The organism is Sphingomonas sp. Sph1(2015) (genome assembly GCF_001970915.1).
Taxonomy (GTDB): domain Bacteria; phylum Pseudomonadota; class Alphaproteobacteria; order Sphingomonadales; family Sphingomonadaceae; genus Sphingomonas; species Sphingomonas parapaucimobilis.
In genome coordinates this window covers 42,659-67,261 of the sequence record NZ_MQUI01000019.1, presented here as the reverse complement: position 1 = coordinate 67,261, position 24,603 = coordinate 42,659, and the positions used below count along the sequence as shown (strand labels likewise).

The window sequence follows — 24,603 nt, the reverse complement described above, 5'->3', positions numbered from 1 at the left end:
CCTCCCTATGGCTGTCGGCGACGACCAATTACCGGCTGGAGGATCGGCTGACCCTGCGAAGACCCGGCCCGGCCGTCGACCTGCTCGACGGCGCGACGCTCAACGGCACCGGCGGCCGGCCGCGCTGGGACGTCGATCTCAACGGCCATTTCTCCTACGGCGTGTTCAACCTGGGGGTGTATGGTCGCTTGCAGGGGCCGACCCGCATCCGCAGCGACATCGCCGCCTCCGACCTGCGCTTTTCGGGGCGGACCTGGCTGGTCCTCTACAGTTTCGTGCGGCTCGAGAATGTCATCAAGAAACCCTGGGCCAAGGGACTGAACGTCGATTTCGCGGTCGAGAATCTGCTGAACGACCGAATCAACGTCACCGACCTCAACGGCCAGACCCCCAACCGCTTCCAGCCCGCCTATATCGATCCGCTCGGCCGCTCGGTCCGCGTGGGGGTGCGGAAACTGTTTTGAGGACTGCGAAGAGCACAGGATCGAACGGCATGGATAGGGACATGGGGCACGCGGACAGGCCGGGCATCCAGGATGATGTGGATGCCGTGTCCGATGGCCCCGAACCGACAGACGAGCAACGCGCCCAGGCCCGGCCGTTTGCCGAGGTCTTTCCCGGTTTCATCTAGAGAACGCCTTCGGCCGTCAGATGACAAAATCCGTTGGAAATTTAGGCCTTCAATGCGAGTGCAGCGAAGCAATGACGGGGTAAGCGGTTACGCTGGGCGAGCCCTTCCTGAACGGCAGCGAACAACCGCGTTCAGCCTCCTGAAGCACAGGTCGTTATAAATCTGTGTCATGCCCGGTGGTGGGCATGGAGGGACCAGTCATGAAAGTGACGCGTATTGTTGTCGCCGGGCTCGCGATCGCAACGCTGGGCTTCAGTGCCAATGCCAGTGCGCAGGAATGGGGTCCGCCCCCGCCTCCACCGCCTCCGGGCTGGGGACCTCCGCCGCCGCCACCGCCGCCGCCCGCACCGCCCCCTCCCCCGCCGCGCTGGGGTGGGTACGAGGGAGGCTATGGCTGGCGCGATGCGGGCTATGGATATCGGCCCTATCATCGGCCGTACCGCCCCTATCGCCACTGCTGGACCGAATATCGCGGCTGGGAGCGGGTGCGGATCTGTCGGTGATGGAAAACCGGGCGTGAGCGAAGCTGCGCCCCTTCCCTTCAGGGGAGGGGTTGGGGTGGGGCCTCTCTACCGGGCGATACGCTTGTGGAACCGCCCCACCCCTGAAGGGGAGGAGTGTATCGATTGGAAGGCCTCCCGCTCCGCGGGGGGCCGATCGGTCAGTCAGACCCGAAAATGTCGCGGGTGAACAGCTTGTCCGCGACATCGGCCAGTTCGGCATCGTTGCGGTTAGCGATGATCACGTCGCTATCCTGCTTGAATACGGCTAGATCGCGGTAAACCTTCGAGCCGAAGAAGCTGTCCTCGGCCAGGCTGGGCTCGAAGACGACGACCTCGATCCCCTTGGCCTTGATCCGCTTCATGATGCCCTGGATCGAGGACTGGCGGAAATTGTCCGACCCGGCCTTCATCGTCAGGCGGAAGATGCCGACGCGTTTGGGCTTCTTGGCGATGATCCGGTCGGCCAGGAAATCCTTGCGGGTCCGATTGGCGTCGACGATCGCGCGGATCAGGTTTTGCGGCACGCTGGTGTAATTGGCGAGCAGCTGCTTGGTGTCCTTGGGCAGGCAATAGCCGCCATAACCGAAGCTGGGATTATTGTAATGCGTGCCGATTCGCGGATCGAGGCCGACGCCCTCGATGATCTGGCGCGTGTCCATGTCCCCGGCGATCGCATAGCTGTCGAGTTCGTTGAAGAAGGCGACGCGCATCGCGAGATAGGTGTTGGCGAACAGCTTGATCGCCTCGGCCTCGCGGGTGCCGGTGAACAAGACGGGGATGTCCTGCTTCTCCGCGCCCTGGACCAGCAGGTCGGCGAAGATGCGCGCCCGCTCCGACTGTTCGCCGACGATGATCCGCGACGGGTGGAGATTGTCGTAGAGCGCGCGGCCCTCGCGCAGGAATTCGGGGCTGAAGACGACCTGGTTCGTGTCCAGCCGCGCGCGAACATCGTCGACGAAGCCGACCGGGATGGTCGATTTGACGACCACGGTGGCTTGCGGCGCGTGGGTCTTGGCGAGGGTGATGACCGCCTCGACCGAGGAGGTATTGAAACTGTCGGTGTCGACATCGTAATTGGTCGGCGTGGCGACGATCACGTAATCTGCGCCCGCCAGCGCGTGCGGAGCGTCGATCGTCGCCGTCAGGTCCAGCGTGCGGCCGGTCAGGAAATCCTGCAATTCGGCATCAATGATCGGCGAGGTACGCGCATTGACCATCGCCACGCGCTCGGCGGAAATGTCGACCGCGACGACGTGGTTATGCTGGGCGAGCAGCACCGCATTGGACATTCCGACATAGCCGAGGCCGAAAACAGCGATCTTCATTCTACATCCCCGGATGGGCAGGCCGCATCGGTCCGTCCGTCAGCCTGTATTTGCGACATGTCCCTAGCGCCATGCACAAGCGGCGCGGCAATCGCAAATGCTGTGGCAGGAACCGGACGGCACGCGGCCCGTCCGGCTCCCCTTCCCCCTCTTACAGCTTGACCCGCACACCCCCGAACAGGGTGTAGCCGAATTTCTCATATTCATAGGTCCGGAACCGTTCGCCGAAATAGCGCACACCCGGCGTGTTGGTCAGGTTCTTGCCCTCGGCGAACAGGTTGATGCCGTGCGCCAGCTGCACGCTGCCCGTCACGTCGAGCTGGCCGCGTCCCTCCCAATAGAGGTCGAGCGCGGGGTTGTCGGCATTGATCTCGTCCAGATAGTCCGAACGCTTGGTATAGGCGACCCGGACATTGACCGGCCCGCGCTCGTAGAAGACGCTGGCGTTCCACATATGCGTCGACTGGCCCGGCAGCGCGAAGCGGCTGCGCCCGCCATAGGCGGCGTCGAAGGTCGCGCTGCCCTTGGTATAGGTATAGTTGGCGAACACGCCCAGGCCGCTCAGCACGCCCGGCAGGAAGTTCAGATGCTGCTGCCAGTTCAGCTCGACACCGTACAGCTCGCCCTTGCGCGCATTGATCGGACGGCTAAGGATCGCACCGCCCACGCCGTTATACACGCCGACCGTGTTCAGCGTGTAGCGATAGTCGGACAGGTCCTTGTAGAAGCCGTTGACCGAGATCACGCCCAGCGGCCGGATGTAATATTCCAGGCCCGCATCGACATTGTTCGACAGGGTCGGCTTCAGGTCTGGATTGCCGAACTCGACACGCACCGTATTGCCCTCGGACGTCTCCAGCACGCGCGGCGCGATCTGCGGGAAATTGGGGCGGTTGATCGCGCGACTGAGCGCTCCGCGCAGGATCAGGTTGGGCGTGAAGGCTTGGCGCAGCGTCAGGTTGGGGAAGAAGTCGGCATAGCCGTTATGCCCGCGCGCCGTCGTCACCGCGCCGGTGCGCGAGACGCTGGGCGCCTGACTCTCGAAATCGGTGGTTTCGACGCGCAACCCCGCGATCAGGGTCGTGCCGTCCTTGACGTACTTCGCCATGCCGAACAGGCCGAGAATCTTCTCCTCGGCGGTGTAGTCGGCGGTCAGCGACTGCGGCAGGCGGCGTTCCGAGGCGGCCTTGGTCGCGTCGAAATAGGCGTCGGCCAGACCGGTGTCGAAACGCTTGCCCAGGTCATAGCCGAAGTTGCGCGATTCCTGATCGGACAACAGCCCGGCCAGGCTCTGCGTCGGCGCGGCCGAGGTGCGGCGATCGCGGAACCGCTCCTCATCGGCATTGATATGCCGCTCGCGATATTTGCCGCCGCCCGAAACGGTGACGAAATCGCCCAGCGGCATGTCCGAACGCACCGCCAGCGTCAGTTCGTCATTCTTGGTCGTGTTCGACCGATAGGCGTTCTCGCGGAACCCATAGGTGCCGAGCTGGAGATGCTCCTTGGTCGTGAACAGCGAATAGCTGGGCAGGTCGGCATCGCTGAAATCATAGGACAAAGTTGGCCGCAGCGTGGAGCGGAACAACAGCTCGTCCCGGCGCGGATAGGTTTGCGAGCTTTCGCTATAGGCCACGTCCGCGCGGATCGTGCCCTCGCCCAACCGCTGCTCGATGCCGGCGGTCGCCGACCAGATCTCGTTCACCTGCTTGCGGTGGCGGACCTGCTTTTCGATGCGGGTGTTGCGCCAGGTCGCGGCGCGATCGGTCGATCCCGCCTGCAGCGTGCCGTCGCTCCACAATATGCCGATCCGGTCGCGGAATTCGTCATCCTCGAACCGGGCATAGGTGCCGCGCACCCAGGCATGGGTCTGGTCCGACGGGCGCCACTCGAACGCGCCCGTCCCTGCGATCCGCTGGCGCTTGGTGTCGTAATCCTTGAACAGCGTCTCGGTGACCCGAAGCCCGGCGGGCGTCTGGCTCCAGGTGTTCTCGACATTGTCGGGCTGGCGATGGGTCATCGAATAGCTGCCCGAGAAGAGCAGGCCGAACTGGCGGTCCGGGCCGAACGTGTCGCTGACCGCGGCCGATCCGCGATAGTCACTGCCCTTGCCGAACTGGTTGTAGCTGGCCCCCGCCATGCCGGTCAGTGCGAAACCCTTGCGGTCGAAAGGCGAGCGCGTCGTGATGTTCACCGCGCCCGCGATCGAGTCCGCATCCTGATAGGGCAGCAGCGACTTGGTGACTTCCAGGTTCGCGACGATGTCCGACGGCAGCGTATCCAGGTCGACCGCGCGCGTCGTCGGGTCGACCGAGGGGATCTGGATGCCGTCGACCGACACCGCCGACCATTCGCTGGGCGCGCCGCGCACGTTGATATAGCGTCCCTCGCCCTGATCACGCTCGATGCCGACGCCAGGTGCGCGCTGGAGCGCCTCGGCGATGTTGGGATCGGGGAAGCGACCGATCGCATCCGACGAGATGATGGTGACGGTGTTGTCGGCGGTCCGCTGCTGGTTGAGCGCGCGGGCGGTGTTGTCGAGCAGCGAGGCGCCGGTGACGACGATATCGCCCGGCTCGCCGCTGGCGGCGGGCAGCGTCAGCGAGACCGGGCGCCCCCGCTCGGCCGCGGGCACGATGCGGGTGACGGGCGGGCGACCGAGATAATCAACCAGCAGCGTGATGTCGCCAGCCGCTTCGGGCGTGACGATGCTGAACTCGCCCTGGAGATTGGTGGTGGCTTGCGCCCCCGTTCCCTCGACCACCACCTGGGCGCCGGGCAGCGCGACGCCGTTCGCGTCATAGATGCGCCCCGACAGGATCGGCCCCGCAGCGGGCGCGCCCGCCGTCGCGCTCGCATCGCTCATGGCGGCGAGCGCAGGGCTTGCGGCAAAGCCCAATGCGATGAGAGAGGCCCCCGCGAAACCGCGGATGCCAGAACGAATGGCGTGCATGTTGCTTCCCCTGGGCGCTTGGTCGTGCCGACACCCCCCGGCGCCGGTCGTTCCCGCTCCCGTGGCCGGGGTTTGTTACGAAGCGATGTTACGGCGATGACGATTGGGTGACGGTGGTATCACAATCTATTTTTGTGATGGGCGTGATTGGTGAACGGGATGCCATTGTCCGTCAGCACGGTATGAATGGTGTGGAGCATGGCTGAGACCAGGTTGCGCAGGAACTGGGCTGCGATCATCTTGCCAATTTCCTGATGCAGCTCGACGAAGGTGAGCTTCCCGGTCCGGTCGATCGTCACGAATAGCTGGAGCTTGCCCTCCGCTGTCTGGACCTCGGCGATATCGATGTGAATACGAATTCGCGGTTTGTTCTTGCACATCATCTAGCTTCGGAGCAATCGTCGGGCAATCACAATGCCGCAATCCAAGGGGAGCCTCGCTCCACGCCAGCCAACGGCCCGCCAATCCAAGATGTTGTAATCAATAGCCTATCATGCAGGAGCAAGCGCCAGCCAACCGCAAGATCATCCATGTCGACATGGACGCCTTCTACGCCTCGGTCGAGCAGCGCGACGATCCCGCCCTGCTCGGACGTCCGGTCGCGGTAGGTGGATCGCGCGCAAGGGGTGTCGTGGCGGCGGCGAGCTATGAGGCGCGGACGTTCGGCGTGCGGTCGGCCATGCCTTCGGTGACGGCCTTGCGGAAGTGTCCGGACCTGATCTTCGTGCCGCCCCGGTTCGACGTGTATCGCGAGGTTTCCCAACAGATCCGCGCCATCTTCGCCCGCTATACCGAGCTGATCGAGCCGCTGTCGCTCGACGAAGCCTATCTCGACGTCACCGAAGACCGGGCTGCACTGGGCTCGGCCACCGCCATCGCCAATGCCATTCGCGAAGCCATCCGCGCGGAGACGGGGCTGACCGCCTCGGCCGGGGTCAGCTACAACAAGTTCATCGCCAAGCTTGCTTCGGACCAGAACAAGCCCGACGGCATATGCATCATCCCGCCGACCCACGGCGCGACCTTTGTCGCGGGATTGCCGGTGAAGCGGTTCCACGGAGTCGGCCCGGTCACGGCGGGCAAGATGGAGGCGCTGGGTATCCTGACCGGACAGGATCTGCGCGACCGACCCCTGGATTTCCTGCAACGCCATTTCGGCAGCCACGCCGATTACCTCTATGGTGCCGCGCGCGGGATCGACCATCGGCCGGTTCGCGCCCATCGCATCGCCAAATCGGTCGGTGCCGAGCGTACCTTCGAGTCCGACTTGTCTGATCGCGACGGACTGCGGGCCGCGCTGGAGCGCGTGGTCGACGCCGCCTGGACCCGGATCGAACGGAGCGGCGTTGCGGGTCGCACGGTGACATTGAAATTGCGCCACAGCGACTTCCGGACCATCACACGAGCCCGCTCGGCGCATCACCCGATCCAGGACCGGGCCGAGTTCCTGGCTGTCGGGCTCGATCTGTTGGACCAGCAACTGCCGGTGGCGCTCGGCGTCCGTCTGCTGGGGCTGACATTGTCCGGTCTTTCCCGCGACGATGACGGCGTACAGTCCGGCCCGGCGCAGGCGGAACTGCCGCTATGATAGGCGATCAGGCCGCCAATTCGACCTGACGCTCCCCTTCCCCATCCGCGTCGAGCGTCAGGATCGCCACCGCGCCGGTGCCCCGGCCCGCGCTGCGCAGTTCAAGTGCTCCGCCCATCCCCGCCATGGAATTGGCGCACCAGTGTAGTCCGAGCCCGCCGGACTTCTCCGTCCGGGTCGAATAGCCGGTCTGGAACAGGCGCGTCGCCTGGGCGGGCTCGAACCCCTCGCCGTCATCGATAATCCGGACGGATAGCCGTCCTTCGCTGGGCGGCGGAATGTCGACGGTGATCGAACCATGATTGCGCCCCGTCGCGACGATCGCTTCGACCGCGTTGGAAAAGAGGTTGCCGATCACCTGGCTCAGGATCACGCGGTTGGCCACCACATAGGCCGAGTGCGCCGGAAAGGTGAAGCTGATCGATACGGCATGGGCGTAGCGTGCGATCGTCGCGTTCCGCGCCACGATGTCGCTGATGTCGCAGCGTTCGCGGGCGGGCCGCTCATGCGCCCGGGCCTGCTGCGCGCCGATGATCTCCAGCGTCTGGCGCATCGCGTCGCGGCCGACTTCCAATTGCCGCCGGACCTCGGTGCGAGCCAGCGCCTCCGCGTCGAAAGCGGTCGACAGGAAGGCGACGAGCTTGGCGCGCCTTTCCGGCTCCATTTCTCCCTGCGCCAGTTCGGCAAGCGCCCGGTCAACCAGATCGCGACGGGCGCTGTCCTGTTGTCCGACGCCGTGACTGAGGATCGTTGCCAGAGGCGCCAGCGCGTTGCGGACATTGTGCAGGACCGCAACGGCGCTTTCCGAACGGCCAAGCGCGAAGCTCTGGATTTCATTGCGTTCGCGCAAGTCCTTCAACTGGCTGAGCATCGCATTGAAGTTGCGCCCGAGCGATCCGAACTCTTCGCATGGGCTCTGCTCGTCCTCGAACGGCAGCAGCGCGCCCGATGCCTGGACCCGCTGCATATGCCGCTCGACCCGATCGAGCGGGACGAGGACGAACCGCCCCAGCGCCCGGCGCAGCATCAGCAGAAGCAACACGAGCAAGAGGATCGATGCCGCCGCCGCCAGGAGGAGAACGCGACGCCCAAGCAGCACGACCTCGCGTGAAACCTGGAACCGGGCCGAGGCGACCGGCCGCCCTTCGGGTCCATAGACGGGCACGGCAATGTCGATGAACTGCGTACTGCGGCTGGCGGTCGCGATGCTGGCTACCGCGCCGCTGGAAAGGGTCACTGGCCGCCCGAGCAGGCGGGATACATTCTGCCCGGTCAGACGCCGCGCCACGGCGACCTGGATATCGCCTTGCGGGCTTTCCGCCACGCCCACCGACAGGATGTTTCCGTCGACGGACAGATAGAAACGCGTCGAGCCGCCTGGTTTAACCAGATCCTCAAGCTCCAGGCGATCCAGTGCCGCAGCGGCCTGACGCGCCTCTTTCGTCGAAGGACCCTGAACGTTGCCGTCCTCGCCGGCCACGCGCCGGTACACGATGCCATGGGGTGGCACCGTCGGCCCGATGCCGTGCGAGGCGACGGCACTGGCCTGTTCGCGCGCGGCGACCTCGTTTATCGCCGCGAAGTCCGACAACAGCGTCTGCGCCCGGCCGCGATAGCCATCCGTCGCCCGCTCTTCCAGCTCGGCAAAGCCCGGCGAGATGACCAGCGTCAGCAGGACGGCCAACGCCAACGCCCCGCCGATCCCGGTCAGGGTCAGAAGCGACACCATGGTCTCACGAAGCGATCGGGGCCGCCGTCGCCGTTCATGCCACCAGCGCATGATGGTTCGCTTCCTCAGCGCCGTGCGCCTGCCATCATGGGCGCCGTTGCTTCGACCTCGCCCGACAGCGTCATGAATTTCATTTCGGCCAGTTTGCGCGCCTCCGTCGCCGGAACCGGCTTGGAGAAGAGAAAACCCTGGAGATGGCTGGCACCTGCAACACGCAGCGCTTGCGCCTGGGACTCCGTCTCGACACCCTCGGCGATCACGCCCAGGCCCAATGCCCGACCGAGATGGATGATCGAATGCACGATCGCCGCGGACTCGCGCTCGCGCCCCATGCCATCGATGAAGCTGCGGTCGATCTTCAGGCAGTCCAGCGCGAATTTGCGGATATTGTAGAGGCTGGAATAGCCCGTGCCGAAGTCGTCGAGCGCGATACGAAAGCCCAGTGCGCGCAGTTCGCAAAGGGTCTGTGCGGCATGTTCGGCATCGTCGAAGATGGCCGTCTCGGTGATCTCGATCTGAACCCGCTGGGGCTCGACACCCGCTCGGCGCACGCTTTCCATCACGTGCCCGACGAAATGCGAGCGGCGGAACTGGATCGGGCTGAAATTCACCGAGACATATTGCCCCGGCCAATGCTGAAGCTCAGCCAGTGCATGATCGAGGATCCAGTCACCCAGGTCATGGATCAGGGTGCTTTCCTCAGCCAGCGGGATGAAGATCGCCGGGCTGATCGCACCGCGTTCGGGCGTGCCCCAGCGGACCAATGCCTCGAACCCGACAATGTCCAGGCTGCCCCGACCGACGATCGGCTGGTAGGCCAGGCTGAGTTCGTCGCGTGCGATGGCGTGGCTCAAGCCTGCCTCGATCTCGCGGCGGACGCGAATGCCTTCGTCCATGCTGGCATCGAATACCCGAACGGCGCCGCGCCCCGAACGCTTGGCCTCGTTCAGCGCCATGTCGGCCTGGCGAACGAGATCGGTCGGGTCGCGTTCCCCGCCGGGCTGGCGCATCACCAGGCCGCACGACGCGCCGCAACGCACCGCATGACCGAAGACGCTGAAAGTCGAGGCGCAGGCGGTCACGATCCGGTCACAGGCGGCGACGGCCAGATCAATGTCCGCGGCATCGAAGAAGATTCCGAATTCGTCGCCGCCCAGCCGGGCGAGCATCGCGCCCTCGGGCATGTTGGCCTGGATCGTCGCGCAAACCTCGCGGATCAATTCGTCCCCGGCAAGATGACCAAGCGTGTCGTTGACCAGCTTGAACCGGTCGAGATCGAGCATGGCGGTAACGAACGGACCGCCCTGACGCCCGCGCTCGGTCAGGCCGCGCAGGAAAGCGACGCGGTTGGGCGCATCCGTCAGGGCGTCGTGCATGGCGATGTGCATCGCCCGGCTTTCATTCGCTTCCAGCTCGGCGGTCTTTTCCTCCAGCGCCGCAACCTGGGCAGCCAATAACGCGCGGGCGGCCGCCAGTTCGCGGTCATTGTCCCAGCGACGACAGAGCGCGTGCGCCATCTGCTGGACTTCGATCACCTCGAACGGCTTGGCGATGTAGAAGATCTTGTCGGCTGGCCCCGCCACCTTGCCGATCTCGGCGGGAGAGAAATCGGAATATCCGGTGACGATGACGATATGGATTTCGGGATCGAGCGCCCGGATACGTCGTGCGGTTTCGCGGCCGTCGATGCCCGGCGGCATCCGTATGTCGATGAACGCCACCGCGAACGGCGAACCGTCCGCCTTGGCTCGCTCGACCGCGGCCACCGCCTCCAGGCCTTGATGGCAATGATGCCGGTCGAGGACGAGGTTGTCGTCGCCCTCTCCGGCTACCTCACCGAACAGCTCGGCCGCCATCGCGTCCAGCGTTCCGTTCCGTTCCGAGAAGCAAAGCTCATAGCTCTCGTGAACCGCCGGTTCGTCATCGACGATCAGAATACGCATCCGGCTATCATCCGTCTTCATTGCTTCACACAATGACAGATGGTAACCAGAGAGGCTTAAAGTGACGTAAATGGTCAGTTATTCGACCGTAACGCTCTTTGCCAGATTGCGGGGCTGGTCGACATCGGTGCCCTTGGCGACTGCGACATGATAGGCGAGCAGTTGCACCGGCACCGCATAGACGATCGGCGCGATCAGCGGGTGGACCTTAGGCATGGTGATGGTGGCGATGCAGCCGTCCCCCGCCGCTTCGATCCCGTCATAGTCGGAGATCAGGATGACCTTGCCACCGCGCGCCTGAACCTCCTGCATGTTCGAGACGGTCTTTTCGAACAACGGGCCGGACGGCGCGATGACAATGACGGGAACATGCTCGTCGATCAGCGCGATCGGACCATGTTTCATCTCGCCCGCCGCATAACCTTCGGCGTGGATATAGCTGATTTCCTTCAGCTTCAACGCGCCTTCCAGCGCCAGCGGATAGTCGGTGCCACGGCCCAGATAAAGCACGTCGCGCGCGCCGGCGACGGCACCCGCCATGCTCTCGATCGCCTCGTCATAGGCCAGCGCACCGTTGATCGCGGCAGGCGCCTCGGCCAGGTGACGGACGATCTGCCTTTCCTCGTCGGCCGACAGCCGCCCCTTGGCCTTGGCCAGATTGGCGGCGAGCGCGGCCAGCACGCTGAGCTGGCAGGTAAAGGCCTTTGTCGAGGCGACGCCGATCTCCGGCCCGGCATGGGTCGGCAGCAGCAGATCGGCCTCGCGCGCCATCGAGCTGGTCGGCACGTTGACCACCGCTGCGATCGTCTGCCCCTCATTCTTGGCATGGCGAAGCGCGGCAAGCGTGTCGGCGGTTTCCCCGGACTGGCTGATGACGATCATCAATCCGCCCGGCTCCATGACGGGCGCGCGGTAGCGGAATTCGGACGCGACATCGAGGTCGACGGGCACGCGCGCAAACTGCTCGAACCAGTATTTGGCGACCATGCCTGCATAGAAGCTGGTCCCGCAGGCGACGATGGTGACGCGCTTGATACCCGACAGGTCGAACTCGGGAATGGGCAGTGCGACCTTGCCCTCCAGCCGCTGCAGATACGAGCGCAGCGTCTGGGCGACGACGATCGGCTGCTCGTAGATTTCCTTCTGCATGAAGTGGCGGTGATTGCCCTTGTCGATCAGGGCGCCGGTGACGCCCGACAGGGTAACGGGCCTGTCGACGGGGTTGTTGTCACGGTCATAGACCTGCGCGCCCTCGCGGGTGCAGACGACCCAGTCCCCTTCGTCCAGATAGGCGATGCGCTGGGTCAGCGGCGCCAGCGCCAGCGCGTCGGAGCCGAGATAGGTCTCGTCTTCGCCGTAGCCGACGACCAGCGGCGAGCCGAGCCGCGCACCGATCAGCATGTCGGGCTGGTCGCGGAATAGGATAGCGAGCGCGAAGGCGCCGTGCAGGCGCGGCAGCACCTCTCGGACGGCGGCGACGGGATCGAGTCCCTGTTCAACCTTCTCGCTGACCAGATGGGCGACCACCTCGGTATCGGTTTCGCTGGTAAAGACCCGGCCGCGGCCGATCAGTTCGTCACGCAACGCCTTGAAATTCTCGATGATGCCGTTGTGGACGACCGCGACATGATCGGTGGCGTGGGGGTGCGCGTTGTTGGTCGTCGGACCGCCATGGGTTGCCCAGCGCGTATGCGCGATACCGATGGAGCCGGGCAGCGGATGCGCGGCCAGTTCCCTGGCCAGATTGACCAGCTTGCCCGAGGCGCGGCGGCGCTCGATCTCGCCATGGTCGATCGTCGCGATGCCCGCGGAGTCATAGCCCCGATATTCCAGGCGACGCAGCCCGTCGAGCAGGCGCTCGGCAACGTCATCTCCGCCCAGGATTCCTACGATACCGCACATAAGCTACTTACTCCCCAGTCTTTTTCGCGGCCTTCTTGGCCGTCATCATGTCTCTGAAACGCTTGGCCCAACCCGCCTTGGTCTGCCGCCCGGCACGGACGAGCGCGAGGGCATCGGCCTCCACGTCGCTCGTCACCACCGAACCCGCGCCGACGATCGCGCCCGCGCCGATCGTGACGGGAGCCACCAGTGCCGAGTTGGAGCCGATAAAAGCGCCCTCGCCTATCACCGTCCGATACTTCAGGAAGCCGTCGTAATTGCAGGTGATGGTGCCCGCGCCGATATTCGCACCCGCGCCCACCTCGGCGTCGCCGAGATAGGTCAGGTGATTGGCCTTGGCGCCGGGGCCGAGCACGGCCTTCTTCATCTCGACGAAATTGCCGACCCGTGCGCCCTCGCGCACATCCGCACCGGGGCGAAGCCGGGCATAGGGGCCGATATCCGCGCCGGTGGCGACGGTCGCGCCCTCCAAATGGCTGAAGGCGTGGATGGTCACGCCGTCGGCCACATGCACCCCTGGGCCGAACACGACATGCGGCTCGATCACCACGTCGCGGCCCAGCCGCGTATCGTGCGAGAACCAGACCGTATCGGGCGCGATCAGGGTCGCGCCCTCGGCCATGGCGCGGGCGCGACGACGAACCTGCCAGTCCCCCTCGACCACCGCCAGTTCGCCGCGGCTATTGACACCTGCGACCTCACCCGCGCCGGTCTCGATGACGGCGGAATGGCGACCATCGGCGGCCGCCAGCATCACGATATCCGGCAGATAATATTCGCCCGCCGCATTGTCGTTCCCGACCCGATCGAGCAGGCCGAACAGATCCTTCGACCGCACCGCCATCAAACCGGAATTGCAGAGGGTTACGGCGCGCTCTTCAGGATCGGCGTCCTTGAACTCCACCATCCGGGCAATCCGCCCGCCCCGGTCGGCGATCACCCGGCCATAGGCGGCGGGATCGGCCGGACGGAAGCCCAGCACGACAGCGGCGGGGGCGTCGGCCTCGCCCAACCGGTCGATCATCGCGCGCATGGTCCGCGCCTCGACCAGAGGAACGTCGCCGTAGAGGATCAGCACGTCGCCATCGAAATCGGCCAGCGCCTCGCGCGCCTGGGCGACCGCATGGCCGGTGCCCAGCTGCTCGGCCTGAAGCGCGGTGGCGACGCCCAGCGGGGCGACCGCCGCCTCGACCTGTTCGCGCCCGGCGCCCGTCACCACGACCATGCGTTCGGGCGACAGGGCCTTCACGCTGTCGATCAGGTGCAGCAGCATCGGCCGCCTGGCAATGGGGTGGAGGACCTTGTGCAGGTCCGACTTCATGCGGGTGCCCTTGCCCGCGGCGAGGATGATGGCGGCGATCGGTCTCGTCATGACGGTTGCGCCTGCCATGGATTTTCGGTCAAGGCCAGTTGGAGACTGCACCGGGACCGAATATGGACGCCAATTCATCGCATGGTTTTCCCTTCTCCATTGTCGGCTTCGACCTGGACGGTACGCTCTTGGATACCAGCGGGGACCTGACCGCCGCCGTCAACCATGCACTGGGCTCGATCGGACGTGCGCCGCTGACCGTCGAGGCGGTTAAGCCGATGATCGGGGGCGGCGCCCGCGCAATGTTGCAACACGGGCTGGACGCAACCGGCGGGTATGATGCCGAGACGCTGGATCGGCTGCACCGCCTGTTGCTCGACTATTATGAGGCCCATCTGGCGGTCCATACCGTGCCCTTTCCCGGCGCGATCGAAGCGCTGGACGAACTGGCTGCACGCGGCGTGACGCTCGGCATCATGACCAACAAGCTGGAGCGCTTTGCACGATCCATCCTGGGCGAACTGGGTCTGACCGATCGGTTCGCGTCGATCATCGGCGGCGATACGCTGGGCGTCGCAAAACCGTCACCCAAGCCCATCCAGGCGCTGGTCAAGCAATGCGGCGGCGGGACTGCCGCATTTGTCGGCGATTCGATCTTCGATGTTCAGGCCGCCCGTGCGGCCGGGCTGCCGGTAATCGCCTGCTCGTTCGGGTTCCTGAGCCAGCCGGTCGAGGCGTTGGGAGCAGGGGCGATCATCGACAGCTATGGCGAGCTTATCCCGACCCTGACGCGGCTTTCCCCTTCCGCCACTTGATCCACAAATGCCGGATGAGCATCGGCAGCGGCATTCGAATAAGGTGCGAGCGGATATAAAAGACCATCCGCAACGCCTTTTGCCGCTCTCGCCCCCATCCGTCGCGCGTAATCATGCGGCGTCGGTAAAGGCGATCGATCATGGTCAGCCTTTGCCACCGGGGCGGAACGGACGTGCCATAAAGCGCATGGGTCAACCGCAATGCGCGATCGACGGCGGACGACAGGCCATGATGCGCTGCCCGCGCGTCCAGCCCCTGCATGCCCCGCTCCTCGATCAGCGCATGGATATCCCACAGGTTGCGCAGCCCACCGGCCAGTTCGCCGTCGGCAAACAGATGCGTCGCCGCGTGGACGATCATGTCCGTATGGCACAATATCGCCAAACCTCCCTCCAAAGGCTCCGCACCGGCGATCAGTGCCTGCGCATCCGGTTTCGGCCCCGCCGTCGGCGGCAGGATGGTGTGATGCACATCGACCATCCGCCCCCGCTCGCCATGGACCAGCGGGGGAAGCTCATGCATCCATTTGCGATAATAGAGATCGTCATAGGGATCGGACTTCATCCATTCCCACCCGGCATCGATCAGCAGCTTTTCGGCATGGCCCAGCAGCGCCTTGGGCAGCAGGATGTCGCAGTCACCGATGCCGCGCCCCTGCCCCGCTGCCAGCCCGGCGGCGGCGAAGGCGGTGCCTTTCAGCAGGATGACCGGGTGCCCCAGCGGCCGCAGCGCCATTGCGACGCGATTGGCCTCCCACAGCGCCGTCCGTCGCGCTTCGGCGGCATCGACGCGCGCTTCCGTCAGCGCCCCGTCGACCATAGCGGGGAGCGGCATACCGTCCAGCCGGTGCGCCAGGGTTCCCGCCAGCGTCTCCGCCCGCGCAACGGCCAGTACCTCGGTCCAATGCGCCAGATCGACCATCGCCGCCTGCGCGGGATCACGCAGCAGCGCGACCAGCATATCGACTGCCGTCACAGAGCCTCCCAAAGGGCTTCGACGGCGGCGACACCCGCTTCGCCATCGGGATAATCGAGCGCCACCGCCGGCACCTGCGCCCGCAACCGGGTCAATGCCCGGAACCCGGCCTCCCCCATGGCGACATAATTGGTCGATGCCTGGGTCAATCGCATGAAGGTTTCGGTGGGTGCCAGGCCGCTCAGGGCAGAAGGAAAACCGAAGCGCGGAAAGATCAGCAGCGCAGGCTGTGCGGGTTCTTCCATGGCCGCAACGGCGGCCGCAGGTGGCGCGACATGGCGTACATCGCCCTTAGGCGTCCCCGTGAGCAAAGGCCCGACCCGATAGCCTTCGGGAATGAGTGCAAGGCTCTCGTTCTTCAGGCTGACCGGTCGGGGAAAGGGATATGCCAACCCGGTATCCGGATCGATCATCGCGAATTCGTCGCCCAGGAAGCGCCAGCCCCGCTGCGACAGCATCAACGCCAGTGTCGACTTGCCCGCCCCCGACACGCCGCTCATGAGGATCGCCCGATCCCCACGGGCGACCACGGCGGCATGGAGCAGCAGGTGGCGACGATGCCCGAGCGCCACCTGCAGGTTCATGCCCATCTCGGCTGCCAGCAGCCCTTGCGCCAACGGCAATGGCGAAGCGTCAGCCAGCCAGTAATCCCCAGCCACCCGGACGGATGGCCGCACCCAGCGCCGCCAGGGCGATACGGCCTCCAGCCGGACGTTGTAGTCGGCGAATTCGGATCGCGGATAGTCGCGATACAGCGTATCCAGCGCTGCGATCGGCGCCTGCCAGTCGGACCCCACCCGGAAGCCGACTGGCCCGACCCGCAAGATGATCTGATGCCTCACGCCCGGTCGACCAGTCCGGCCGCCTCCAGTTCGCCCAGACGGGCGTCCATCACGGCTGTACCGTCTATGTCACCCAGATCGTAACTCCGTGCCAGCCGGGCGAGCAGCGCATTCCTGTCCAAAGGTTCGCGGGCCAGCGCCTCCAATATCTGGGGCGCCGGTTCGTTCAGCAGATGGGTGATGCCGGAGGGACGGTGGAAAACGGCCGTGAAGATATCCAGCGGCTCGACGATCAGCAAAGCCGCTGCCGCCGCGCGGTAGCGCGGATCGGCCACGGGATCAGGTCCTGGGGTTCTGGACGGACAGGAAACAGGTATAGCCACTCTGGCCGCCGCTCAACTTCCTGATATATTTGAGATAGGCGTCATTGGAATAATAAGTGGTGCCGGGCAGCGACATGCCCTTGTACAGCGCATTGCGCACTTCCTCACCGGTAAAGGGTCGCGACGGTGGCGGGTAAGGCCCGCCGAACAGCGCCCCCAACGGTCCCAGTGGCCCGGGATTGACGACATTGCCGTTCCGGTCGATGTACTTTCCCGCATCGCCCGGACCGGGCACGGGGATCTGACAGTTCAGCACCGAGGCGGTCGTCTGGGCCAGCGCCGGGCGGACGGCGATGACCGTGCTTGCCCCGACCGCGCCCAGCATCAGCATCCGGCGGCTGGTCACGCTGGAGGCGGTCGCATCGGCCTGCGCTTCGGGCGCGGAGTCGGATGCGGGGCCGGGTTTGGAGGGCGTATCGTCCATGACGAAGCGATCTCCCATATTCGTCGTCTTGTCACAAGAACCTGTGCGACCGCGGTCGCTTCCCAAAATTGGAAGACGGGTCCGGGCAGGTCCGCCACTCAGCGTTGCAGACAGCGCGCGCGTGCGCCGCTACATCGACATGCCATGGGATTCGGCATTCGCACTTTATGGGCCATCGTCGTGGTCGTGGTGGCTGCCGCCGTTGTGTTCCTGACGGCAGGCCCCGCGCCCGCGATCATTGCGCTGGTCGGCGGGATCGCGGCCGCCTTGGTCGCCAGTGAGGGCGTGCCGACCGAAGCCGGGGACGATGTCACCGCCGAAGAGGGCCATGACGGCCTTTCCCCTTTGCTCGAAGAAGCGCTGGATGCGATCGTCGAGCCGGTTCTGCTGATCGAGGGCGGACGGGTGATCCTGGCCAATCGCTCGGCGCGCGGACTGCTCGGCACGCATATCGTCGGCGAGGATGCCCGCATCGCCATCCGCCATCCGGCGGCCGCCGAGCGGCTGCTGACCAAGGAAGGCGCGCCCGATCCCGATCATCCGATCTCGCTTGTCGGGCTCGGGTCGCTCGAACAGCGCTGGGAAATGCGCGTCGCCGATACCACGAGCGGCCAGCGCATCGTCCACCTGATCGACCAGACCGCCCATGACGCGGCCGAGCGGATGCGCGTCGACTTCGTGGCCAATGCCAGCCATGAGCTGCGTACACCGCTGGCGTCGATCCTGGGGTTCATCGAAACACTGGGCGACGAGGCAGGCGAGGATGCGGAAATTCGCGCGCGCTTCCTGAAGGTGATGTTCGACGAGGCGCGGCGGATGCAGCGGCTGGTCGAGGATCTGATCTCGCTCAGCCGGATCGAGGCGGACAAATATCGCCTGCCCGCCCAGCCCGTCGATATGGCCGAACTGGTCGACCAGGTGTGGGAAGAGTTCCTCGACTCCGGTTCGCCAAGGGCCGACGATATTGCCTGCGAACTGGCCGACGACCTCACGCCGGTTGCGGGTGACCGTGCGCAATTGTCGCAGATGCTGCACAATCTGATCGGCAATGCGATGAAATACGGAAAGGCCGATACACCGGTGCGGGTCAGGCTGGATCGCGACGGGCCGATGCTGCGCCTGAGCGTCGCCGATCGGGGCGAAGGCATCGCCGCCAGCCATTTGCCGCGCCTGACCGAGCGTTTCTATCGCGTCGACTCGGGGCGCAGCCGCAGCATAGGCGGTACGGGCCTGGGCCTCGCCATCGTGAAGCACATCGTCGAACGGCACCGCGGAAAGCTGGAAATCGTCAGCGAGGTCGGCGTCGGGACGACCGTGACGGTCCGCCTGCCCGCATTGAAGCCACCGGAAAAGAACGCTTTCGAGACCGCTGTCACAAAAATACAATAAAAATGTCACACGGAGGTATGGCGAGCGTGGCAGCGCCGGTTCGCACCCGTTCCGGTGTTGCCAAGGATCTCGATGCGCCTGCCCTGCCTTCTCGCCGCGATGTTCTCGCTGGCGGCCTGCCACGATCAGGCCAATGGCGGCGGCGCGGGCGTGCGGGACCAGATTACCGCCGTGGGCTCGTCGACCGTCTATCCCTTCACGACGATCATTGCCGAGCGCTTCGTTGCGGCCGATCCCGACGCAAAGGCGCCGGTCATCGAATCGACCGGCACGGGTGCGGGCATGAAGCTGTTCTGCGCCGGGATCGGCGCGGGGCATCCTGATCTGGAAGACGCCTCGCGCCGGATGAAGGCCAGCGAGTATCGCGACTGTGCGGCACATGGCGCGGCCGAGCTGCTGGAAATCCAGATCGGCATCGACGGCATCGCCTTCGCCGAATCCAAGCGCGGACCGCATATGGCGCTGACCTCGGTCGACATCTACCGCGCGCTCGCGGCGCACCCCGGCGGCAAGCCCAACGCCGCGCGCACCTGGGCCGACGTCAATCCCGCGCTGCCCGCCATCCCCATCCAGGTCTATGGCCCGCCCGCGACCAGCGGTACGCGCGATGCGCTGGCAGAACTGATCCTGGCCAAAGCATGCGACGCGGTCGAGCCGGGCGCGCCCGCGCTGGCAGCCCGCGATCCCGAAGCGCATCGCCTGTTCTGCACCCGCGTCCGCGAAGACGGCGCCTATATCGATGCGGGCGAGAACGACAATTTGATCGTCCAGAAGCTTCAGGCCAATCCGGATGCGCTCGGCGTCTTCGGCTATTCCTATCTCGAGGAAAATCGCCAGACGGTCGACGGCGTGACGATCAACGGCGTGAAGCCGACCTATGACGCCATCGCCGCCGACCGCTATCCGGGATCGCGCCCACTCTATATCTACGCAAAGAAGGCGCATCTCGATGCCATTCCGGGGCTGCGCGCCTTCCTGCGGCTTTATGCCGACAATTGGGGCAAGGACGGTCCGCTGGTGCGTCGCGGCCTGATCGCTTCGCCCGAAGCGATCCAGGCCCGGTCGCGCGCGATCATTGCCCGCGAAATCACGCTCGATCCCGCGAGGCTGCCGTCATGAACGGTGTCGTCCTTCTCGTCCTGACGGTCGGGCTGGGCATCATCGCCTGGGCCTCGACGCGGATGCATGCGCTCGGTTTCCGGCGGCGGTCGGGAACGCGGGCCAGTTCGCTGCCGCATCATTATGGCTGGTATGTCGCGCTATGGACGGCCGCGCCCCCGCTGATCTTCCTCGCCATCTGGGCCGCCACCTCCCCCGCGCTCGTCACCGACATGGTGCTCCATGCCCCGGCGGCCGCGCAGCTTCCCCCGCCCGGCTTCGAACGGGCAGCGATCCTGTCCGAGGCGCGGGCGCTGGCGGCCGGGCAGGCGCAAGGCGCCTTCCATACGCTGTCACGGACGCTCTCGCCCGCCTATCACGCCGCGCAGGCACGGATCGACTGGATCGCCACCGCAATCGTCCTGTTGCTGGCGCTGGCGGGCGGGGCCTATGCCTATCTGCATGTGCGCCCCGAATTTCCGGCACGCACCCGGATCGAACGCGTCGTACTCGGGCTGCTGCTGGGCGCGTCGCTGATCGCGATCCTGACCACCGCCGGGATCGTCGCCTCCCTGCTGTATGAGGCGGGACGGTTCTTCTCGGTCGTGCCGGTCACCGACTTCCTGTTCGGCACGCATTGGAGCCCCCAGTCGATCGATCCGCGCCATCCCGGCGCATCGCTCGGCGCAGTGCCGCTGTTCTGGGGCACCTTCTTCATCGGCGCGGTCATCGCCATGGCGGTCGCCATCCCGTTCGGCCTGATGAGCGCCATCTATCTGACCCAATATGCCGCCCCGCGCGCACGCCGGATCATGAAGCCCGTTCTGGAAGTGCTCGCGGGCATTCCGACCGTCGTCTATGGTTATTTCGCCGCGCTGACAGTGGCCCCTGCCGTCCGGCAGTTCGCGGTCTCGATCGGCATCGACTGGGCGTCATCCGAAAGTGCTTTGGCCGCCGGTCTGGTGATGGGGGTGATGATCATCCCCTTTGTCTCGTCCATGGCCGATGACAGCCTGGCCGCCGTACCCAATTCGATGCGCGACGGCAGCCTGGCGATGGGGGCCACCCCGTCCGAGACGATCACCCGCGTCATGCTGCCCGCCGCCCTGCCCGGCGTGGTCGGCGGCGTGCTGCTGGCGGTCAGTCGCGCGATCGGGGAGACGATGATCGTCGTCATGGCGGCGAGCGGCGTCGCCACGCTGACCGCGAACCCCTTTGCCAGCACGACCACCGTCACGCGCCAGATCGTCGACCTGCTGACCGGCGAGGCCGAGTTCGACAGCCCCAAGACGCTGGCCGCCTTCGCGCTGGGCCTGACCCTGTTCCTCATCACGCTGTTGCTCAACATCGTCGCGCTCAACGTGGTGAAGCGATATCGGGAAACCTATGAATAAGCCGCCCGCTCCGCCTTCGGCCGCTGGCTGGAACAGCCCCGCCATGGCCCGTCGCCTGCGTCGGCGCTATGCCGCCGAGCGTCGCTTCCGACGGCTGGGCGCGGCGGCGGTCGCACTGTCGGCGGCATTCCTTGCCTTCCTGCTGATCACCATGCTGGCGCAGGGACTTCGCGGCTTTACCGAGACACGCGTGGCCATGCCGGTCAACCTCGCGGCCGCCGAACTGCCGGTCGAGCCCGCGCGCCTGAAGGGGCGCGGGGCCGATCTGGCGCTGGCCGGGGCCGGGCTGGAAAATGCCGTCGATACCGCTGCGACGACCGCCTTCGGCCCGATGGGAACGGACCTTCTGTCGCCCGGCGCCTGGCTTGTCGTGCGCGACGCGATCAAGGCTGACCCGGGCATGCTCCGTCGCACCGTCCACTTCGAACTACCGGTCGCCAGCCGCTACGACGTCGCCGCCAAGGGTATCGGCACGCCCGAGGCTGAGCGCGTCGTCGCGCGGTTGCAGGCGCGCGGCGTTCTATCGACCGGTTGGGATATGGGCTTCCTGAAGGATGCCGACGCCACCGATCCGACGCGGGTCGGCATCTGGGGCGCGGCGAAGGGCTCGCTGCTGACCATGCTGGTCACACTGGCGCTGGCCTTCCCCATCGGGGTGCTGGCCGCCCTCTATCTGGAGGAGATCGCGCCGAAGAACCGCTGGACCGACATGATCGAGGTGTCGATCAACAATCTGGCGGCGGTCCCCTCCATCATCTTCGGCCTTCTCGGGCTCGCGGTGTTCCTCGGCACCTTCGGCCTGCCGCGCTCGGCCCCGCTGGTCGGCGGCCTGACGCTCGCGCTGATGACCATGCCGGTGATCGTCATCGCGGGGCGCAACGCGATCAAGGCGGTGCCGCCCTCGATCCGCGATGCCGCGCTCGCCATCGGTGCGTCGCGGGTGCAGGTGATCTTCCACCATGTCCTGCCGCTCGCCCTGCCGGGCATCCTGACCGGCACGATCATCGGCATGGCCCGCGCGCTGGGTGAGACCGCGCCGCTGCTGATGATCGGGATGCGCGCCTTCATCGCCGCGCCCCCGCGCGGGCTGACCGATCCGGCGACCGTGCTGCCGGTCCAGATCTTCCTGTGGTCGGATCAGGTCGACCGCGGCTTCATCGAGAAGACCTCGGCCGCGATCATCGTCCTTCTCGTCTTCCTGCTCGCGATGAACGGGCTGGCCATCTACCTCCGCAATCGGTTCGAGACACGCTGGTGAGTACCCCCAAGATAACCGCGCGCAACGTCAGCGTGTCTTACGGTGCCAAGCAGGCGATCCACGACATCTCGATCGATGTCGACATGGATCATGTGATCGCCTTTATCGGCCCGTCGGGCTGCGGCAAGTCGACCTTCCTGCGCACGCTCAACCGGATGAACGACACCATCCCGTCGGCGCGCGTCACCGGCGATGTCCGTCTGGACGGGCAGGATATCTATGCGCCCGAGATGGACGTGGTGCAGCTGCGCGCCCGTGTCGGCATGGTGTTCCAGAAACCCAATCCCTTCCCCAAGTCGATCTACGAGAATGTCGCCTATGGCCCGCGCATCCATGGCCTGGCGACGTCGCGAAGCGAAATGGACGCCATCGTCGAGCGCTCGCTGACCCGTGCGGGCCTGTGGAACGAGGTGAAAGACCGTCTGTCGGAAAGCGGCACCGCGCTGTCGGGCGGCCAGCAGCAGCGGCTCTGCATCGCGCGCGCCATCGCGGTCGACCCGGAGGTCATCCTGATGGACGAGCCGTGCAGTGCGCTCGATCCGATCGCGACCGCGCGGATCGAGGAGCTGATCCACGACCTGCGCGGTCGCTACGCCATCGCGATCGTTACCCACAATATGCAGCAGGCCGCCCGCGTCTCGCAGCGCACCGCCTTTTTCCACCTCGGCACCCTGGTCGAGTACGGCAAGACGTCCGACATCTTCACCAACCCGAAGGAAGAGCGGACGAAGGACTATATTACCGGCCGTTACGGCTGAGGACGAGGATCATGGACCACACCGTAAAAGCCTTCGACAACGATATCGGCCGCCTGCGCGGGCTGATCAGCCAGATGGGCGGATTGGCCGAGGAGGCGATCGCCAATGCCATCAAGGCGCTGCAACGCTCCGACCTGGAACTGGCGCGCAAGGTTCGCGAGGACGACAAGGCGATCGACCTGATCGAGGCGGAGGTCGAGCGGCTGGCGGTACGTACCATCGCCCTGCGCGCGCCGATGGCCAACGACCTGCGCGAGGTTGTGGCGGCGCTGAAGATCGCCAGCGTCGTCGAGCGCATCGGCGACTATGCCAAGAACATCGCCAAGCGCGTGCCGATGATCGAGAGCGAGGACCGGATCGAGCCCGTCTCGATCCTGCCCGCCATGGCCAAGATCGCCTCGGCGATGGTGCATGACGTGCTCGACGCCTTTGCCGCACGCGATGCCGAGGCGGCAATCCGGGTCCGCGACAGCGATAACGCGCTCGACGATTTCTACGATTCCATCTTCCGCACGCTCGTCACCCATATGGTCGAGAATCCCAAGACGATCGGACAGGTCGCGCACCTGCTGTTCATCGCCAAGAATCTCGAACGGATCGGTGACCATGCGACGAACGTCGCGGAAATGGTCTATTTCGCCGCCACCGGCACCCAGATGGGTGAGCGGGACCGCGGCGGCACATGGCCTTCTTGAGGGAACAGGCACGATGGCACGGGTAAAGATGTTGCTGGTCGAGGACGACGCCGCGCTCGCGGAACTGCTCGTCTTCCATTTCAAGCGCGAGGATTTCGACGTCACCCATACGGTCGACGGCGAGGAGGCATTGCTGCTGGCGCGGGAGAGCACGCCCGACATCGTCCTGCTCGACTGGATGGTCGAGGGGATTTCGGGCATCGAGGTCTGCCGCCGCCTGCGCCGCTCGGCCGAGACGGCGAACGTGCCGATCATCATGCTGACCGCGCGCGGCGAGGAAGAGGACCGGGTGCGCGGGCTGGAGACGGGCGCGGACGATTATGTCACCAAGCCCTTCTCCCCGCGCGAACTGGTCGCGCGTGTCGGCGCGGTGCTGCGCCGTGTCCGCCCGGCGCTGGCGGGCGAGGCGCTGACCTATGCCGATATCGAGATGGATACGGTCGGCCACAAGGTCCGCCGTGCCGGCGAAGTCGTCTCGCTCGGCCCGACCGAATTCCGCCTGCTCAAGCATTTCCTGGAGCATCCGGGCTGGGTCTTCTCGCGCGAGCGGCTGCTCGACGCGGTATGGGGTCATGACTCGGATATCGAGAGCCGGACGGTCGACGTGCATATCCGCCGCCTGCGCAAGGCGATCAATATCGGCGACCGGCCCGACATCATCCGGACCGTTCGCTCGGCGGGCTATTCGCTCGACGCGGGGGGGTGAGCCAACATCCTGAAAAGCCTGTCAGGATCGGGTCGCAAGCGA

The 24,603-nt window shown here is 65.7% G+C and carries 19 protein-coding genes and 2 pseudogenes; 10 read left to right on the top strand and 11 right to left on the bottom strand.

Features of this window, described 5'->3' with window-relative positions:
* Positions 1-464 (top strand): annotated as a pseudogene (locus tag BSZ14_RS09900) (TonB-dependent receptor); the annotation flags it as partial.
* Positions 465-1,292: 828 nt separating this feature from the next.
* On the opposite strand, the gene BSZ14_RS09890 reads toward BSZ14_RS09900, so the two are convergent.
* The 3 genes and pseudogenes from BSZ14_RS09890 to BSZ14_RS09880 all read right to left on the bottom strand — a co-directional run.
* Positions 1,293-2,459 (bottom strand): nucleotide sugar dehydrogenase, encoded by a 1,167-nt coding sequence (locus BSZ14_RS09890; protein WP_076710775.1) that lies wholly within the window; start codon positions 2,457-2,459, stop codon positions 1,293-1,295.
* Positions 2,460-2,610: 151 nt separating this feature from the next.
* Positions 2,611-5,409, bottom strand: a complete 2,799-nt coding sequence (locus tag BSZ14_RS09885; RefSeq protein ID WP_198930493.1) for a TonB-dependent receptor — start codon at positions 5,407-5,409, stop codon at positions 2,611-2,613.
* Between the two features lie 131 nt (positions 5,410-5,540).
* Positions 5,541-5,759: pseudogene (locus tag BSZ14_RS09880) on the bottom strand (IS481 family transposase); the annotation flags it as partial.
* Positions 5,760-5,902: 143 nt separating this feature from the next.
* Between BSZ14_RS09880 and dinB the strand changes: the two are divergent.
* A complete protein-coding gene (gene dinB / locus BSZ14_RS09875) occupies positions 5,903-6,997 on the top strand; it encodes a DNA polymerase IV (protein WP_076710773.1) in 1,095 nt (364 codons plus the stop codon).
* Between the two features lie 7 nt (positions 6,998-7,004).
* On the opposite strand, the gene BSZ14_RS09870 is transcribed toward dinB, so the two are convergent.
* The 4 genes from BSZ14_RS09870 to glmU form a co-directional block, all read right to left on the bottom strand.
* A complete protein-coding gene (locus tag BSZ14_RS09870) occupies positions 7,005-8,723 on the bottom strand; it encodes a sensor histidine kinase (RefSeq protein WP_206744337.1) in 1,719 nt (572 codons plus the stop codon).
* A 68-nt stretch (positions 8,724-8,791) separates the two neighbouring features.
* Complete coding sequence (locus BSZ14_RS09865) at positions 8,792-10,669, bottom strand: putative bifunctional diguanylate cyclase/phosphodiesterase (protein WP_076710782.1); 1,878 nt, start codon at positions 10,667-10,669, stop codon at positions 8,792-8,794.
* A 78-nt stretch (positions 10,670-10,747) separates the two neighbouring features.
* Complete coding sequence (glmS, locus tag BSZ14_RS09860; protein ID WP_076710771.1) at positions 10,748-12,571, bottom strand: glutamine--fructose-6-phosphate transaminase (isomerizing); 1,824 nt, start codon at positions 12,569-12,571, stop codon at positions 10,748-10,750.
* Between the two features lie 7 nt (positions 12,572-12,578).
* Entirely contained in the window at positions 12,579-13,943 is a 1,365-nt protein-coding gene (gene glmU / locus BSZ14_RS09855) for a bifunctional UDP-N-acetylglucosamine diphosphorylase/glucosamine-1-phosphate N-acetyltransferase GlmU (RefSeq protein ID WP_076710770.1), read from the bottom strand.
* Between the two features lie 62 nt (positions 13,944-14,005).
* On the opposite strand from glmU, the gene BSZ14_RS09850 reads away from it, so the two are divergent.
* Complete coding sequence (locus BSZ14_RS09850; protein WP_076710769.1) at positions 14,006-14,698, top strand: HAD family hydrolase; 693 nt, start codon at positions 14,006-14,008, stop codon at positions 14,696-14,698.
* Here BSZ14_RS09850 and BSZ14_RS09845 read toward each other — a convergent pair.
* From BSZ14_RS09845 to BSZ14_RS09830, 4 genes are read right to left on the bottom strand one after another with little or no spacing between them, the layout of a single operon-like run.
* Positions 14,658-15,659: a nucleotidyltransferase family protein gene (locus BSZ14_RS09845; protein WP_076710768.1), complete on the bottom strand. Its 1,002-nt coding sequence runs from the start codon at positions 15,657-15,659 to the stop codon at positions 14,658-14,660. The genes BSZ14_RS09850 and BSZ14_RS09845 overlap by 41 nt on opposite strands.
* A gap of 11 nt (positions 15,660-15,670) precedes the next feature.
* The gene (locus BSZ14_RS09840; protein ID WP_076710767.1) at positions 15,671-16,516 is read right to left on the bottom strand and encodes an HprK-related kinase A; all 846 of its coding nucleotides are present in this window, start codon (positions 16,514-16,516) and stop codon (positions 15,671-15,673) included.
* Entirely contained in the window at positions 16,513-16,791 is a 279-nt protein-coding gene (locus BSZ14_RS09835; RefSeq protein ID WP_076710766.1) for an HPr-rel-A system PqqD family peptide chaperone, read from the bottom strand. Before BSZ14_RS09835 ends, BSZ14_RS09840 begins: the two co-directional genes overlap by 4 nt.
* Positions 16,792-16,795: 4 nt before the next feature.
* The gene (locus tag BSZ14_RS09830; protein WP_076710765.1) at positions 16,796-17,263 is read right to left on the bottom strand and encodes a hypothetical protein; all 468 of its coding nucleotides are present in this window, start codon (positions 17,261-17,263) and stop codon (positions 16,796-16,798) included.
* A gap of 144 nt (positions 17,264-17,407) precedes the next feature.
* On the opposite strand from BSZ14_RS09830, the gene BSZ14_RS09825 reads away from it, so the two are divergent.
* The 7 genes from BSZ14_RS09825 (at position 17,408) to phoB (ending at position 24,561) form a co-directional block, all read left to right on the top strand.
* Positions 17,408-18,652 (top strand): sensor histidine kinase, encoded by a 1,245-nt coding sequence (locus BSZ14_RS09825; RefSeq protein ID WP_076710764.1) that lies wholly within the window; start codon positions 17,408-17,410, stop codon positions 18,650-18,652.
* A 72-nt stretch (positions 18,653-18,724) separates the two neighbouring features.
* On the top strand, positions 18,725-19,771 hold the full coding sequence (locus tag BSZ14_RS09820) for a substrate-binding domain-containing protein (RefSeq protein ID WP_076710763.1): 1,047 nt from the start codon (positions 18,725-18,727) through the stop codon (positions 19,769-19,771).
* Positions 19,768-21,144, top strand: a complete 1,377-nt coding sequence (pstC, locus tag BSZ14_RS09815; RefSeq protein WP_076710762.1) for a phosphate ABC transporter permease subunit PstC — start codon at positions 19,768-19,770, stop codon at positions 21,142-21,144. Before BSZ14_RS09820 ends, pstC begins: the two co-directional genes overlap by 4 nt.
* The gene (gene pstA, locus BSZ14_RS09810) at positions 21,137-22,402 is read left to right on the top strand and encodes a phosphate ABC transporter permease PstA (RefSeq protein WP_076710761.1); all 1,266 of its coding nucleotides are present in this window, start codon (positions 21,137-21,139) and stop codon (positions 22,400-22,402) included. Before pstC ends, pstA begins: the two co-directional genes overlap by 8 nt.
* Complete coding sequence (gene pstB, locus BSZ14_RS09805; protein WP_042488975.1) at positions 22,396-23,160, top strand: phosphate ABC transporter ATP-binding protein PstB; 765 nt, start codon at positions 22,396-22,398, stop codon at positions 23,158-23,160. The genes pstA and pstB overlap by 7 nt, the downstream gene beginning before the upstream one ends.
* An 8-nt stretch (positions 23,161-23,168) precedes the next feature.
* Positions 23,169-23,855 (top strand): phosphate signaling complex protein PhoU, encoded by a 687-nt coding sequence (gene phoU / locus BSZ14_RS09800; RefSeq protein ID WP_042488972.1) that lies wholly within the window; start codon positions 23,169-23,171, stop codon positions 23,853-23,855.
* Between the two features lie 13 nt (positions 23,856-23,868).
* Entirely contained in the window at positions 23,869-24,561 is a 693-nt protein-coding gene (gene phoB, locus BSZ14_RS09795) for a phosphate regulon transcriptional regulator PhoB (RefSeq protein WP_042488715.1), read from the top strand.
* The last annotated feature ends 42 nt before the right edge of the window (positions 24,562-24,603 follow it).